Consider the following 16066-nt stretch of genomic DNA (forward strand, 5'->3'; position numbering starts at 1 on the left):
TCCCGGCCGGCCCGTGCATGGTGCGCCGCGCCAACGCGGCACCGACGTGCGTGCTATAGAAATGGCTCCCACCTGGCCACGGCAGGCCACGACTCCGGAGCGATTCCACCATGGCTCGACCCGCCGGCATGCTCGGCATCCACCAAGGCGCCGTCCTGGCCGCCGACGATCCGCGCTACACCGCTGCCGAGTTCCCGCCGAACAAGCTGCTCTACCTGGTGCAGCTGGCTGATGCCCGGGGCATCGACTGTCGCCCCTGGTTCGCCGGGCTCGCGCTCACCCGCGCGCAGGTCGCCGACCCGGCGCTGCGGGTGTCCTACCGCTAGGCGAGCGTGCTGGTGCGGCGTGCGCTCGCGGCGCTGGACGTGCCCGATGCCGGTTTGCTGATCGGCAGGCAGGGCACGATCGGCGGCTTCGGCCTGCTCGGCCTGGCGATGATGACCTCGCGCACGCTGGGCGAGGCGATGCTCGCCGGCATCACCCATCACAAGATCTGCGGCTGCCTGCTCGATCTCAACTTCGAGGCCGTCAGCGAGCGCGAGGCGGCGCTGGTCGCCTGGCCGCAGTTCGGCGACACCGAACTGCTGCCGTTCTTCTGCGAAGAGCTGTTTGCCAGCTGCCTGATGATCGCGCGTGAGCTGGTGGGGCCGGAGCTGCGCCCGCTGCGCGTGGAGCTGACCTATCCGGAGCCACGCTACGCGCACGAGTACGCCCAGCTGTTCGACTGCGAGATCCGCTTCGGCATGCCGCAGAACCGCCTGCTGATCGATGCCCAGTGGCTGGCCCGGCCGCTGCCCGGATTCAACCCGCTCACCGCCAGGCAGGCACTGGCCCTGTGCGCCCAGCAGCGCACGCCGGACGGCGGCGAGCCGCACCAGGAGATCGTCGCCGCCGTCGAGCGCCTGCTGCGCTGCCAGCTGCGCCAGCAGCCGCGCCTCTACGACGTCGCGCGCGGACTCAACCTCAGCGAGCGCTCGCTGCGCCGCAAGCTGGCCGAGAGCGGGCGCATCTTCCGCGAGATCCATGACCGGGTGCGCGCCGAGCGGGCGCTGCAGTTGCTGCAGGCCGGCAGCCTCAGCGTGGCCGAGATCGGCAGCGAGGTGGGTTTCAGTGACCCGCGCGAGTTCCGGCGCGCCTTCAAGCGCTGGACCGGCATGGCGCCGCAGGACGCCCGCCAGCCCGCCGGCTGACGCCGGACGGCAAAAGCTGGCCGGCTTGCCCCCCCTGCACTGGCCGTTTCCCCCTCCCCGCCCGGACCGGCTTGGGGGACAGTGAACCATCCGCGGCATCCGCGTCGGGGGCAAGGGGACAACATATGCGCAAGACCATCATCACCGCCGCGCTGGCCGCGGCGCTCGCCGGTTGCGGCGGCGGCCAGCAGCCGGCCCAGCAGAGTGCCGGCGACGCCAGCTTCGAGGCGAAGCTGCAGGAGCAGTTCCTCGACGCCAAGCCCGGCAGCGTGATCGAGATCCCCGCCGGCCACTACGCGCTCAAGCGCGGCCTGAGCCTGCGTACCGACGGCGTCACCATCAAGGGCGCCGGCATGGACAAGACCGTGCTCTCGTTCAAGGGCCAGGTGGTCGGCCCGGAGGGCCTGCTGGTCAATGCCAACGACTTCACCATCGAGAACCTCGCCATCGAGGACACCAAGGGCGATGCACTGAAGATCAACCAGGGCCGCAACATCACCATCCGCGGCGTGCGCATCGAGTGGACCGGCGGCCCGAAGACCACCAACGGCGCCTACGGCCTGTACCCGGTGAAGACGCAGAACGTGCTGGTGGAGGATTCGGTGGTGATCGGCGCCTCGGATGCCGGCATCTACGTCGGCCAGTCGAACAACATCGTGGTGCGCAACAACCGCGCCGAGCAGAACGTCGCCGGCATCGAGATCGAGAACTCGGTCAACGCCGACGTCTACGGCAACACCGCCACGAAGAACACCGGCGGCATCCTGGTGTTCAACATGCCCAACCTGTCGCAGGCCGGGCACGCCACGCGCGTGTTCAAGAACAAGGTGTTCGCCAACGACACGGAGAACTTCGCGGCCAAGGGCGCGGCGGTGGCCAGCGTGCCGGCCGGCTCGGGCGTGGTGGTGAACTCCAACGACAAGGTGGAGATCTTCGACAACGACATCGCCGACAACAAGACGGCGAACATCATCATCTCCAGCTATTTCTCGACCAACTACTACAACACCCGCGGTGTGGCCGCCGACTACAACCCGTACCCGAAGGGCATCTACATCTACGGCAACCGCCTGAAGGGCGGCGGCGACTCGCCCGACGGGCTGAAGCTGAAGACGCTCAAGACCGCCGTGTACGGGCTGGGCGGTCATTTCCCGGACGTGCTGTGGGACGGCTACGTCGACGCCAAATCGCTGGTCGACGGCCTGCCGCCGGCGAACGACCGCATCTGCATCCACGACGTCAACGGCGTGCTGAACGCCGACGGCCCGCACGACTACAAGAACCCCAGCACGGATACCAAGGCGTACCAGTGCGACCTGCCCAAGCTGCCCGCCGTGGTGCTCGACCCGGCGCCGAAGGCCTGAGGGGGTGGGAATGACGTACCGCGCAATCCTCCTCGTCGTCGGACTGGCGGCACTGCTGGGCGGCTGCAACCGCCCGATGCCGCCGGTCGCCTTCCACGCCGACGGACGACCGACCCGGCTCAGCGACTGGCATGTGGTCGAGGTCCGCGACGGCAAGCTCGAACTGAACCAGGGCGTGGTGCCCTACGACCTCAACACGCCGCTGTTCACCGACTACGCGCACAAGCTGCGCACGATCTGGATGCCGAAGGGGGAATCGGCGAAGTACCAGCCGGTCGACACCCTCGACTTTCCGGTGGGCACGGTGATCAGCAAGACCTTCTACTACCCGCGCGCCGCCGACGGCACGTTCACCGACGTACTGCGGACCGACGACTATTCGCGCGACTTTGCCGGGCAGGGCCTGGACCTGTCCCGCGTGCACCTGGTCGAGACGCGCATCCTGGCGCACCGCAAGGATGGCTGGGTGGCGTTCCCCTACGTTTGGAACGACGCGCAGACCGAGGCCACCCTGCAGCGCACCGGCGCGGTCGAACCGCTGACCCTGGTCGCCGCCGACGGCAGCCGCGAGGACTTCAACTACGTCGTGCCCGACGAAAGCCAGTGCGCCAGCTGCCACGCGCAGGACTGGGTCAGCCGCAAGGTGCACCCGATCGGTCCGAAGGCGCGCCACATCAACAAGGACTACGCCTACACCGACGGCACGCAGAACCAGCTCGAGCACCTGGTCAAGGTCGGTTACCTGAGCGGACTGCCGGCGATGGCCGGGGTGCCGCGCGACGCCGTCTGGAACGATCCGAAAGCCCCGCTCGATGCGCGCGCCCGCGCCTACCTCGACATCAACTGCGGGCATTGCCACAACCTCCACGGGGCGGCCAACACCACCGGTCTGTCGCTGATCTACGGCACGCCGGAGGATCGCCACCTGGGTATCTGCAAGCCACCCACGGCGGCCGGTCGCGGCACCGGCGACCACCTGTTCGACATCGTGCCGGGACTGCCCGACGAATCGATCATTCCCTACCGCCTGTCGTCGAAGGAACCGGGCGTGATGATGCCCGAGCTGGGGCGCAGCACCGTGCACCGCGAAGGCGTGGCACTGATCAAGGCGTGGATCGCGGCGCAGTCGGGGAGCTGCACGCCGATCCACTGACACCGCCGGTCGTCGCGACCGGTCCATCGCGCGGCAGTGGGTGGCCGCGCGCATCCGATGCGTTGCATTAGGGGAGAGCAGGGCATGAGCATGCGTCCACGTCCACTGACCGTCAGCCTGCGCCGGCTGCTGCCGGGAATCGCGCTGCTGGCGATGGCACCCGCCGTCGCGCTGGCAGACGAACCGGCCAGCGGCCGGCAGAACGACGGCAGCACCGCCCAGTCCACGGCCAGTCCGGCCAAGGCGAAGCTGCTGGGCAACATCACGGTGACCGCGCAGAGCCGCTCGCAGGAAATGCAGTCGGTACCGATCCCGTTGCAGATCGTCACCGCCAAGCAAGTCGATACGTTGGCCGCCACCGACCTTAGCAAGATGAGCCTGTTCGTGCCGGGCCTGGTGGTCGGCGGCGACCAGCCGACCCAGCCGCGCTACGAACTGCGCGGCATCAGCACCGACGACTTCGGCGTCGGCACCGATTCGGCCGTGGGCGTGTACATCGACGGCGTCTACGCCGCCCGCTCCGGCGGCGCCCTGCTCGCCTTCAACGACATCGCGCGGATCGAGGTGCTGAAGGGTCCGCAGGGCACGCTGTTCGGTCGCAACGCGGCGGCCGGTGCGATCTCGATCATCACCAACGAGCCGTCCGACCGTCTCAAGGCGAAGGCGCGGCTGCGCTTCGGCAACTACGGCAAGCGTTATGCCGACGCCCTGCTCAACCTGCCGCTGAACCGGGACATGGCGCTGCGGGTGAGCGTGCTGGACAACCAGAGCGACGGCTGGATCAAGGATGCGGCGACCGGCAGGCACTACGGCAAGGACGACGACTGGGGCAGCCGCATCGCCTGGCGCTGGAACCTGGACAAGGACACCCGCGTGCTGCTGTCCTGGGACCATGAACGCCTGAACCAGCCGCCGCAGCCCGCGATCGGCCTGGTCGCGCTGTCGAACGACACCCACCAGCGGCCGCCGTTTCCGGCCGACCCGTCGACCTACCTGAACCCACTGCATGCGCCGCTCTACAACGATGCGGTCGGTGCGGCCGAGACGCGGCGCTTCGACGGCGCCACGCTCAACATCGATCACGCCTTCGGCTGGGGCAGCCTGACCTCGATCACCGCGTGGCGGCACTTCAATACGCTCAACCTGGGCGACTACGACGGCACCAACCACATCGTCAGCTACCTGGACACGGCGAACGTCGAGCGCAACACGAGCTGGTACCAGGAGTTCAAGCTGGCCGGCACCACCGACCTGACCGACTGGGTCGCCGGCGTCAGCTACTACGACGAGCGCGCCCACCAGACCAGCCAGACCAACGTCACCACCGACAGTCTGGATACGCTGGCGCAGAACGTGATGGGCGTGGGCACGCCGCTGACCGACATCAGCGCCGCGCTGGCCTCGTTCGGACTGCCGTACACGCTGCTCGGCGACCCCTGGCACGAGGCGATCGACAACGTCGGCCACTTCAAGGCCTACGCCGCCTACGGCGACGTGATCTGGCACCTGGACGACCGACTCGACCTGACCACCGGCATCCGCTACACCCACGACCAGAAGCAGTTCTCCTGGTACAACCGCCCGCGCAGTGCGCCCCAGTTCGACGCCACCGTGCAGGCGCTGAACGATGCCGGCGTGCTGGCGATGCTGCCGCCCGAGGCGCAGATGGCACTGGCCGCATTCGGTGGCAACGTGATCTTCACCGATGCCAGCGGCGCGCCGGTCGGCGTGCCGGTGCAGCGCCGCGACAGCTGGCAGGACCTCAGCCCCCGCGCGGTGCTCAGCTACAAGTTCACCCCGGACGTGATGGGCTACGCCTCGGTGACCAGGGGCTACAAGGCCGGCGGCTACAACAGTGTGCAGATCGGCTCGCGCTTCGCGCCTGAGAAGGTGATCAACTACGAAGCCGGCATCAAGACCGTGTTCCCCGAACAGAACCTGCTGCTCAACGGATCGGTCTATGCCTACCGCTACGACAACCGGCAGGCGCTCACGCTCGATCCCAACAGCGCCGGCAGTGGAGTGCCGCGCTACCTGGTCAGCAGCACCGACCAGCAGGCCAGGGGGCTGGAGGTCGAGGCGCAGTGGCAGCCGGTCGAGGCCTTCCGTGCCCACTTCAACGGCACCTACATCGACGCCACCTACCGTCATGCGACCGCGGCCTCGGGCGCCGACCTCAGCGGCCAGCCGACGGGCGAGCCCAAATACGCCTTCGCCGGCGGACTGTCCTACACCTGGCAGGGCGTTGCCGGCGGGGCGCTGACCTTCGACCTGTCGCACGCCTATCGCGGCAAGTCGCGCTGCAACCGCGACTCGCAGCTGCAGGGCAGCTGCCAGATCAGCCCGAACTTCACCGTCGGCGCCGCGCAGCAGCGCACCGACGCCCGGCTGGACTGGCAGTCGTCCGGCGGGCGCTGGGGGGTGGCCTTCTACGTCAACAACCTGTTCGACCAGCGCTACGTGACCGGCGTGAACAACATCAGCAGCAGCGTGTTCGGAACCCCGTATGCTTCGGTGACGCCGCCGCGCATGTGGGGCGTGGAACTGCGCACCAGACTCTGAGCATCCGATGACCGACAGCCCTGACCTCCCCGACCTGCTGCGGCGCCAGCGCGAAGCGCAGGCACGCGACCCGCAACCCTCCTGGCCGGTACGGTCGGGACGGTTGCGCGCGCTGGAAGCCCTGCTCAGGCAACATCGCGAAGCGATCGCCGAGGCCATCAGCGCCGACTTCGGCTTCCGCCCCGCCGAGGAGACCGATCTGCTCGAGGTCTTCCCATGCCTTTCGGCGATCCGCCACGCACTGGCACATGGACGGCGCTGGATGCGCCCGCGGCGGCACCTCGCCGACCTGGCCTTCCTGCCGGCCCGCACCGAGCTGCGGCCGCAGCCACTGGGTGTGGTGGGCATCATCGTGCCGTGGAACTACCCGCTCTACCTGGCGGTGGGCCCGCTGGTCGACGCACTGGTCGCCGGCAACCGCGCCATGATCAAGATGAGCGAGTACACACCCCGCTTCTCCGCACTGTTCGCCGGACTGGTGGCGCGCCACTTCCCGATTGAGGAAGTCGCCGTGGTCAATGGCGACGCCCGCGTGGCCCAGGCGTTCTCCAGCCTGCCGTTCGACCACCTGCTGTTCACCGGCTCCACCGCCGTCGGTCGCCACGTCATGCGCGCAGCCGCCGACAACCTCACCCCGGTGACACTGGAACTGGGCGGCAAGTCACCGGCGATCATCGGCCCGGGCGCGGACTTCGCGCATGCGGTGGAGCGCATCGTGTTCGGCAAGTTGATCAATGCCGGACAGACCTGCATCGCGCCGGACTACGTGCTGCTGCCCCGCCAGCGTCTGGACGAGTTCGTCCGCATCGCCGGCACCACGGTCGAGCGCTTCTACCCGGACATCGCCGGCAACCGCCAGTACGCCAGCATCGCCTCCGATCGCCAGCACGATCGGCTGCGGGCGTTGCGCGATGCCGCGGTAGCGGGAGGCGCCTCGGCGCTGGTGCTGGGCAAGGAGGCGGCAGGGCCCGGTCCGCGCCGGCTGCTGCCGACCCTGCTGACCGGCGTGCGCGACGACATGGCGGTGATGCGGGAAGAGATCTTCGGTCCGCTGCTGCCGCTGGTGTCCTACGACACGGTGGACGAGGCGATCGACTACGTGGCCAGCCGCCCACATCCGCTGGCCCTGTATCTGTTCGAGCACGATGCCGGCACCATCGAGAAAGTGCTCGGCCGGACGGCTGCCGGCGGTGTGACGGTGAACGATACGCTGTACCACATCGCCCAGCACCACCTGCCGTTCGGCGGCGTGGGTCCATCCGGCATCGGTGGCTACCACGGTGAGGCGGGCTTCCGCACGTTTTCCCATCTCAAGCCGGTGTTCCGCCAGGCCCGCCTCAACGGCGCCGGGCTGCTCAATCCGCCGTACGGCGAGCGTTTCCGCAGGGTGCTCGGGCTGCTGCTGCGGCGGGGCTGAATCCGGATCCGGCCGAAAAAAAGCCTCCCCCTTGCAGGGGAGGCTTTTTCGTTCGCGTGAACGACGATCAGAACTTGTAGATCGCCGACAGGCTCAGCAGGTTGCCGTAATCGCTGTAGTTGCCGGAGATCACGTCGCCGGTGGAGCTGGTGCTGTCGATGTGCGCGTTGTTCACGAAGATGTGCGCGTACGAGGCGTTGATCTCGAAGTGCTCGCTGGCCTTGTAGCCCAGGCCCACGGTAGCCAGCTTGCGGGTGGAGTCCGGCACGCGCACGTCGCGCACGGCGTTGTAGGTCGGCGAGGTGTCGACCGCGATGCCGGCGCGCAGGGTCAGCTTGTCGTTGAGGTAGTAGTCACCGCCGATCGAGGCGTAGATCGAGTTGCGCCAGTTGAACTCCTCGGCAGTGTCCGGCTGCCCGGGATTGCCGTACTTCACGCGCAGTTCCTTGAACACGTCCCACTTGGTCCAGGCCAGGTCGATGCCGAAGCCGAACTTGTCGGCCTGGTGCCAGTAGCTGCCGCTGAGCACGGCCGGCGTGGTGAAGTCGGCGGTACCGGTGGTGTTGGCGAACGGCGGCAGGCTGCCGGCCAGCGCCGGGTTCGTCAGCAGCAGCTGGTAGCCCGCGGTGGTGGTGAAGTTGCCGGTGCCGGTGAGGCGATGGCTGATCTTCGAGCGGTAGTTCACCGCCAGCTTGTCGTTCGGGGTGAGCTTCCAGAAGCCGCCGACCTGGTAGCCGTAGCCCCAGTCGTCGCCCTTGATGCGGGCATAGCCGTCCACGCCCTGCGGGGTCAGCGCGGCGACGCCGGCAGCGGATGCCTGGCCCTGCTGCACGGCCGCCTGGATCATCGCGGCACCGGTGGCGGGCGGGATCTGGCCGGCGGCGATGCCGGCCTGGATCTGCGCCACGCCCGCCGCGACCTGCTGCTGGATGCCCTGCTGCACCTGCAGGCCAATCGCGTTGAAATTGACCGCGCTGGTCAGCTCGGCCGAGGTGCGCTGCGCGATCGCGCTCACGCCCAGAGCGAAGGTGTCGGTCAGGTCGTACGAGGCCGACAGCGTGGCGTCGAGCGACTCGAACTTGGACTTGATGCCGTTGTAGCGGCCGATCCAGTTGCGGTCGTACTCGGTCTGGAAGCCGAACGGCACCGAGAAGCCGGCGCCGAGGTGCAGCTTGTCGTTGACCTTGGTGGCGAAGAACAGCGCCGGTACCGGCAGCGTGGTGCCGGCGTCGCCGCCGTTGCCACCGCTGATCGGGCGGCCCAGCACGTCGTGCGCGCTGCCGCTGAACTTGGCGCTGAAATTGATGGCGGTGACGTCGGCCTGGAAATAGGTGCCGTCCAGCTCGCTCATCGCGGCCGGGTTGTTCGCCACGACGGAAACATCACCGCCGGCGGTAGCGGAACCGGCGTAGGCGCGACCCATGCCCTTCGCGCTGTTCTCCTTGAGCTGGAACGCGCTTGCATGGGCGGCGTTCGGGGCCACCAGTGCGCCGGCGATAGCCAGGCTCAGCGCGGCCAGCGCGAGCGGCCGGGCGGCCACCTGGAAGGGACGGATGGACATCTGCATCGGTTGCTCCTGCTGTTCGTGGATGCGTCTCGGGACGAGTAGCGGGAACCCCTTCGCGTTGTTATTTTCATACGCGCGTTTGATGTCCCCGCGCGGCACTGTGCCGACTGCCTGCCGGGCATTGCAAGTGCGGTTGCAGCAAAACCTTCCGATCGATCCCGGTCCACCGTGACCGCGCCGTTCGGGGGCGTCCAAGGGGGACTGCTAAGCTTGCCGGGCCGCTGCAGCGGTTTCCCTTAGCCTCCCGCACGACGGTGATCGCCATGCATTGCTACGTCTACGCCAGTCTGCGCAAGGCAGACAGCTATCTCTGGCTGGCCCGCCGGGACGCCTTCGATCTGCTTCCCGCCGACCTGGCCGCGCTGCTCGGCCAGTTGCGCTTCGCGCTCGAAGTCGACCTGGACGAGCACCGGCGCCTGCCCCTGGAAGACGCGCGGCATGTGCTGGCCAACCTGCGCGAGCGTGGCTGGCACCTGCAGCTGCCGCCGGCCGATGGCCTCGCCGGTCACCAGCCGGACTATCACCGCGGTCCGCGTGGCGACTCCACGCACTGAGCCCACCGCGTCCGGTTTCCGTTAACACCGGGTTACCGCCGTTTCCTTCTCCGGTTTCTATACTCGCCCGATGACTCCCCCCAAGCTGCGGCGCCGGCCGCCACCCCTCCTGCAGGCTCTGGCCTGGTTCATTCCCGGATGGATCGCCGTGGCGATCGCCGCGGCCACCACCCACCCGCTGGTGCTGATTCCCCTGCTGGCCGCCAACGCGCTGACCATGGCCGCGGTATGCCACGCCATCGGGTTCGACCCGGAGCCCCGTTTCGGGCGCACCGTGCTGCGTCGTGGCGCCGCGTACCTGGTGATGTTCAGCACCTACGTCGCGCTGGTTTTCCTGCTGGTGGCCTGGCCGATGCTGAAGTTGAGCCAGGCGCCGAGCCTGAGCGCCGCGCTGCTGCTGGCGGCGGCACTGGTGATCGCGCTGAGCCTGCTGTGGCGGCTGTGGCCCGCATTCGGCCTGGTGTTCGTGTGGGACGACGCCTACCCACCGCAGAGCGATGGTTCGTGGATCTTCACGGCCACCGCACGGAGCATCGCGTTCGGCCGGCACCTGTCGCGCGAGGAGCGCTTCTTCTCGCATTTCCTGCCGGCCGCGTTCTCGTTGCTGGTGCTGGCTTTCCTGGCGCTCGCACTGACCGGCCTGTACGGCGTGCTGCCGCCGGAGCTGCGCACCGCCGCGATGGTGCTGTACGGCCTGGTGCTGATGCCGCTGGGTTGCCTGGTGATCGCCAACCGTACGCTGCGCGCCCTGCTGTGCGAACGTCACCGCCCGCGCATGGCGGCCGGAGCCGATCTGGACCGGCCCGCGCCGGTGAAGCGCGCGCCGGTGGCGCCGCTGACCGAGGCCGAGCGCACTGCCGGCAGCCCGGAGCAGTCCGCCGCACTGCTGGCTGCGATCCGCGACAGCGACATCGAGCGCGCACTGGCGCTGGTGGAAAGCGGCGCCGCCCCGGACACCACCCCGCCCCCGGACGATCGCGACCAGCGCCCGGCGCTGTTGCTTGCCGCGCTGCTGCCGGACATCCGCCTGCTGCGCGCACTGATCTCGCGGGGCGCCGACGTGAACCGCGCACAGGGCGGACTTACCGCGCTGCTGGCGGCCACCCGCGACAGCCTGTCCGGACGCGCCGAGGCGGTCATGACACTGATCTCCAACGGCGCCGACCCGACCGTCAGCGACGCCGACGGCAACACCCCGCTGCACGGCGCCGTACTCAGCGAGGAGCCGATCGTGGCGGCGATGCTGCTGGATGCAGGCGCGGACCTCAACGCGCCGAACCGCGCCGGTCTCACTCCGCTGGCAACCGCATGCCGTGCCGCCAACTGGACGCTGGCCCGGTTCCTGCTCGAACGTGGCGCGAAGCCCCTGCTGCCGGACAGCGAGCCCGCGCTGGTTGCCGCGGCCGCCATCGCCGACGACGACCCGGCCGGCGTGCGTCTGCTGCTCAAGCAGCGTGCGGGCGTCAATGCCACCGATGCCCGCGGCAGGACCGCACTGATGGTCGCCGCGGCCGAAGGTCACGAGGAGATCGCACGCGCCCTGCGCGCCGCCGGCGCGGAGGTCGATCTGGCCGACCGCAACGGCAGCACCGCCCTGATGGAAGCCGCCCGCGCCGGCGCGGTAGGCATCGTCCAGTTGCTGGCGCAGGCCGGGGCCGATGCCTCGCTGCGCGACCAGCACGGCCGCGACGCACTGACCCTCGCCTGCCAGTCGCCGCGCGCCCACGCGGACACCGTGCGGGCACTGCTTGCCCTGGGTGCCGATGCCAAGGCCGCCGGCGCCGATGGCCGCAGCGCGCTGGACCACGCCGCCGCCGCCGGACGCTGGGACCTGGTCGCCCTGCTCGACCCCGATACTCCGCTGCCGGCCAGCCTCAGTGCCGAGACGCTCGCCGCCGGCGAGGACACCCCGGGCCATCTGCTCGATGCGCTGCGCTTCGGCCACTGGGCCGTGGTCTCCAGCTTCGTCCAGCGCGTGCGCGAGTGGCCGGAGTCGGAACTGGCGCGGCTGTACCAGGAACTCGCCGAGCCGGGCCTGGGCGGTGCGCGACGCTGGCTGCTCGAGCACGGGCTGTCGGCCGAGGCGCGTATGGCCGGCGAAGAGGACGCCGGCGGGCCGCGCCTGTTCGACGCGCTGCTCAAACGGCTGCCCTCCTCGGCCGAGGCCATCGAGGATCTGCTGCTCGCTGGCGCCACTCCGGCCGGCGCAGGCCTGCTCGGCGTGGCGTTGGCCCACCTGGACGGCGATGCCCAGGCGCTCGGCCTGCCGCTGGCGATGCTCGAGCGCGGTGCCGATCCGTTCGGCCCGGACGTCCAGCAACGCACCCCGCTGCATCTGGCGGCGGCATCGGGACATCTGGCCATGACCGAGGCGCTGCTGGCACGCGGCTGCGATCCGAACGCCCGGGATGCACACGGCCGCACGCCGCTGTTCGATGCACTGACCGCTGGCGCCCGGGCGCTACCGGTGGTGAAGTCGCTGGTTGCACACGGCGCCGACCCGGAGGCCAGCGATGCCCGCGGCGAGACACCGCTGGGCCTGTCGATGGAGCACCCCGAACTCAAGCATTGGCTGGATTGGGGTCACTGGCCGTTGCCGCGCCGTGCGCTGCGCGACAGCGACCTGCCGGCGGCGGCGGCGGCCGGTGCGGCGCAGGCGGTGGAACGACTGCTCGAGCTGGGCACGCCGGTAGACAGTCGCGACGCGCAGGGCGCCAGCGCCCTGCTGCACGCCTGCGGTGCCGGTCATGGCGACGTCGCCGCGCGGCTGCTCGACGCCGGCGCCGATGCCTCCTCGACCGCGCAGAACGGGATGACCGCGCTCGGCGCGGCCGTGGCAGCCCGACGCGAACCGCTGGTGGCGCTGCTGCTCGAACGCGGCGTCACCGTCGACCAGCGCCTGCCCGGCGAGAGCACCGCACTGATGGTCGCTGCGGCGATGGGCTACCCCGAGCTGGTCGAACGACTGCTCGATGGCGAAGCCGACGTGCATGCGGTCGATGCCCGCGGCCGCAGTGCGCTGCACGCCGCGGCGCAGTTCGGCTTCGAGAGCCAGGACAGCCTGCGCGCACGCCGGCTGTTCGACGTGCTGCTCAAGCGCGGCGCCGACGTCAACCGCGCCGACCTCGAAGGCAAGACCCCGCTGCTGATGCTGCTCGGTGCCCAGCTGCGCCCGGGCAGCGACTGCGACGCCACCCACATCGGTGCGCTGCTGCCGGTACTGCTGGACGCCGGCGCACGGCTCGAACACGCCGACCAGCGTGGCGTGACCGCGCTGCACGCCTGCGCCATGCACGCCCTGCTGCCCGCGGCCCGCGTGCTGCTGGCCCGCGGGGCCGACCGCAATGCCGCCGACGGCTTCGGCCGCACTGCCGCCGACGTGGCCCGACACCTGGGTTATGTGGACATCGCCCACGAGCTGGCCGCCCGCGGCGCGTCGATCGTGCCCAGCGTGCGCCAGACGCTGCGCCAGCCGGCCCAGCCGGCGGAATGAGACAGGCCCGGAGCCCGGCGGCTCCGGGCCACCCGGCTAGTCGGGATCGACCGCCCCGACCGGCGCCGAGGCGCTTCGACGCTCTTCCTCGGCCTCGGGCGACATGTCCGCGTCGAGCAGTTTCTGCAGGTCGTTGAGCGCCTCCAGCGAGGTCTGCACCAGCCGGGTTTCGTCGTCGTAGACCAGGTACTGCGCCTTGAGCAGCTTTTCGTCGTGGCGGCGGAAGCGCTCGACCCGGTCGACCGCCTGCGCGGTGGGCATGCCCAGCGCCTCGAGCGTCTTGCGGGTCATCTTCAGGCTGGAATGGAAGGTCTCGCGTACCGGCTCGTCCACGCCCAGGTCCATCAGCCGGAAGGCATGCTGGCGGTTGCGTGCGCGGGCGACCAGCTTGAGGTGCGGGAACTGCCGGCGCACCAGCCGCGCGATGCGCAGGTTGGCCTGCGGATCGTCGGTAGCCAGCACGAACACCTCGGCCTTGTCCGCCTGCGCCGCACGCAGCAGGTCCGGCCGCGCCGGGTCGCCGAAGAACAGCGAAGTGTTGGAGAAGCGGCGCAGCGTGTCCATCTGCTCCACCGAGGATTCCAGCGCCACGAACGGGATGTTCTGCGCGCGCAGCATGCGGCCGACGATCTGCCCCATCCGCCCGAAGCCGGCGATGATGACGCGCGGTGGCGCGTCCGGCGTGATCACGTCGTACTCCCGCTCGGGCACCCGCGCCTTCACGTTCAGCAGCTTGGCCGCAGCGACCACCAGCAGCGGCGTGAGCGCCATCGACAGGGTGATCGCCAGCACCAGCACACCGTGCAGGCCCGGCTCCAGCAGATGGCGATCACCGGCCTGCTTGAGCACCACGAAGGCGAACTCGCCACCGCAGGCCAGCAGCACTGCCAGCCGCAGCGCGTCGGCGCCGTCCAGCCCGCCCAGGGTGCGCCCGAGCGGCCACAGCAGAGCCCCCTTCATCAGCAGCAGCGCCGCCACCAGGCCGAGCACCAGCCACGGTTGGTGCAGCAGCTGCCCCAGGTCCATCGACATGCCCACGCTGATGAAGAACAAGCCCAGCAGCAGGCCCTTGAACGGCTCGATGTGCGATTCGAGCTCGTGCCGGTACTCCGAATCGGCCAGCAGCACGCCGGCCAGGAACGCCCCCAGCGTGGTGGACACGCCGACCCGTTCCATCAGCCACGCCGTGCCCATCACCACCAGCAGCGCCGTGGCGGTGGATACCTCGATCGCGTTGGCCTTGGCGACGAAGCGGAATACCGGGCGCAGCAGGTAGCGCCCCCCCACCATCACCACCACGATGATGCCGACGGTACGCGCGATGCCGACCAGGTCCACGCCGTGCCGCGCCGAGGAGCTGGCCAGCAGCGGCACCATCGCGATCAACGGGATCGCCGCCAGGTCCTGGAACAGCAGGATCGAGAACGCCTGGCGGCCGTAGGCCGAACCGGCCTCCTTGCGCTCGGCGAGGATCTGCAGGCCGAACGCAGTGGACGACAGCGCCAGGCTGCCGCCGACCACCACGGCCACCTTGCCGGTGAGCCCGCCGAGCGCGTACCCGACGCCACCGATCACCAGCGCACTGGCGATCACCTGCAGCGCGCCGGTACCGAACACCGAGCGGCGCATCACCCACAGACGCTGCGGCGACAGTTCCAGGCCGATCACGAACAGCATCAGCACCACGCCGAACTCGGAGATCGTGGCCACGCCGTCGGTGTCGCGCACCAGGCCCAGCACCTGCGGCCCGATCACTACGCCGGCGCCGAGGTAGCCGAGCACGGCGCCGAGGCGGAAGCGCTTGGTCAGCGGTACGGCAATCACCGTCGCCAGCAGGAACACCAGCGCGGTCTCGAGATAGTGCGGACTGTGCAAGCGGCGGGCTCCTCGGCAGGTCGCCGGATTATGTCACGCGCCTGCGGCGGCTCCGTGACCGCGACCAACTCCACGGCAAGTGTGGAATCATCACGGGCATGAACGTTGCCACCCGCCTCCTGCTCGCCGCCTCCCTGGTCCTGACCGCCTGCGCCTCCGACGCCGCCGTCCCGGTCTATGGCTACAAGGTGGTGCACACCTATCCGCACGACCGGCAGGCCTTCACCGAGGGCCTGTTCTACCGTGACGGCTTTCTCTACGAGAGCACCGGCATGATCGGCGCCTCCTCGATCCGCAAGGTCGATCTGGCCACCGGCCACGTGCTGCAGCAGCGCGACCTGGCGCCGCCGGACTACGGCGAGGGCATCGTCGCCTGGCGCAACAAGCTGGTCGAGCTGACCTGGCAATCGCAGAAGGGCTATACCTACGAGCTGGACAGCTTCCGCCCCACCGGCAGCTTCCACTACCCGGGCGAAGGCTGGGCGCTGACCGCCGACAGCCGGCACATCTACATGAGCGACGGCACGCCGTTTTTGCGCGTGCTCGATCCGGAGACGCTCGAACAGGTGTCCTCGATCATGGTCACCGCCGACGGCGCGCCGGTGAAGAACCTCAACGAGCTGGAATGGGTGAAAGGGCAGATCTACGCCAACGTGTGGCTCACCTCACGCATCGCGCGGATCGATCCGGTCAGCGGCCACGTGGTCGGCTGGATCGACCTGGCCGGCCTCGGCCCGAAGCCAGGTGAGATGATCGACCCGGCCAACGACGTGCTCAACGGCATCGCCTACGACGCGAAGGGCGACCGGCTGTTCGTCACCGGCAAGCAGTGGCCGAAGATCTACGAGATCCGGCTGACCGGCCCGAAGCACTGAGTCCGCAGTCCGCCGT

The 16066-nt window shown here is 69.5% G+C and carries 11 protein-coding genes; 9 read left to right on the top strand and 2 right to left on the bottom strand.

All coding sequences use genetic code 11. The features are described from left to right. The first annotated feature begins 110 nt into the window (after window positions 1-110). From C693_RS24305 to C693_RS0117375, 6 genes are all read left to right on the top strand, one after another. Window positions 111-326: a hypothetical protein gene (locus C693_RS24305; RefSeq protein ID WP_241762698.1), complete on the top strand. Its 216-nt coding sequence runs from the start codon at window positions 111-113 to the stop codon at window positions 324-326. Window positions 327-338: 12 nt separating this feature from the next. Beyond that, the gene (locus tag C693_RS22140; protein ID WP_241762699.1) at window positions 339-1190 is read left to right on the top strand and encodes an AraC family transcriptional regulator; all 852 of its coding nucleotides are present in this window, start codon (window positions 339-341) and stop codon (window positions 1188-1190) included. 125 nt (window positions 1191-1315) lie between these two features. Then, window positions 1316-2554: a parallel beta-helix domain-containing protein gene (locus tag C693_RS0117360; RefSeq protein ID WP_017463555.1), complete on the top strand. Its 1239-nt coding sequence runs from the start codon at window positions 1316-1318 to the stop codon at window positions 2552-2554. 10 nt (window positions 2555-2564) lie between these two features. Next, window positions 2565-3707 carry an SO2930 family diheme c-type cytochrome gene (locus C693_RS0117365; protein ID WP_017463556.1) on the top strand — a complete coding sequence of 381 codons (1143 nt, stop codon included), beginning with the start codon at window positions 2565-2567 and terminating at the stop codon, window positions 3705-3707. Between the two features lie 84 nt (window positions 3708-3791). Beyond that, complete coding sequence (locus C693_RS0117370; protein WP_017463557.1) at window positions 3792-6269, top strand: TonB-dependent receptor; 2478 nt, start codon at window positions 3792-3794, stop codon at window positions 6267-6269. Between the two features lie 7 nt (window positions 6270-6276). Beyond that, complete coding sequence (locus C693_RS0117375) at window positions 6277-7686, top strand: coniferyl aldehyde dehydrogenase (RefSeq protein ID WP_017463558.1); 1410 nt, start codon at window positions 6277-6279, stop codon at window positions 7684-7686. A gap of 67 nt (window positions 7687-7753) precedes the next feature. Here C693_RS0117375 and C693_RS0117380 read toward each other — a convergent pair whose 3' ends face one another. Beyond that, complete coding sequence (locus tag C693_RS0117380; protein ID WP_017463559.1) at window positions 7754-9253, bottom strand: outer membrane protein transport protein; 1500 nt, start codon at window positions 9251-9253, stop codon at window positions 7754-7756. Window positions 9254-9516: 263 nt separating this feature from the next. Between C693_RS0117380 and C693_RS0117385 the strand changes: the two genes are divergently transcribed. Next, window positions 9517-9807, top strand: a complete 291-nt coding sequence (locus C693_RS0117385; RefSeq protein ID WP_017463560.1) for a YcgL domain-containing protein — start codon at window positions 9517-9519, stop codon at window positions 9805-9807. A 70-nt stretch (window positions 9808-9877) separates the two neighbouring features. Continuing rightward, window positions 9878-13300 (top strand): ankyrin repeat domain-containing protein, encoded by a 3423-nt coding sequence (locus C693_RS0117390; protein WP_026107521.1) that lies wholly within the window; start codon window positions 9878-9880, stop codon window positions 13298-13300. Window positions 13301-13336: 36 nt separating this feature from the next. Here the strand turns inward: C693_RS0117390 and C693_RS0117395 are convergent, their stop codons facing one another. Continuing rightward, the gene (locus tag C693_RS0117395) at window positions 13337-15175 is read right to left on the bottom strand and encodes a monovalent cation:proton antiporter-2 (CPA2) family protein (RefSeq protein ID WP_017463562.1); all 1839 of its coding nucleotides are present in this window, start codon (window positions 15173-15175) and stop codon (window positions 13337-13339) included. A gap of 98 nt (window positions 15176-15273) precedes the next feature. Here C693_RS0117395 and C693_RS0117400 point away from each other — a divergent pair, with 98 nt between their 5' ends. Beyond that, window positions 15274-16050 (top strand): glutaminyl-peptide cyclotransferase, encoded by a 777-nt coding sequence (locus tag C693_RS0117400; protein ID WP_017463563.1) that lies wholly within the window; start codon window positions 15274-15276, stop codon window positions 16048-16050. Window positions 16051-16066: the final 16 nt, after the last annotated feature.

This window comes from Dyella ginsengisoli LA-4 (assembly GCF_000334915.1).
Taxonomy (GTDB): Bacteria; Pseudomonadota; Gammaproteobacteria; order Xanthomonadales; family Rhodanobacteraceae; genus Dyella_A; species Dyella_A ginsengisoli_A.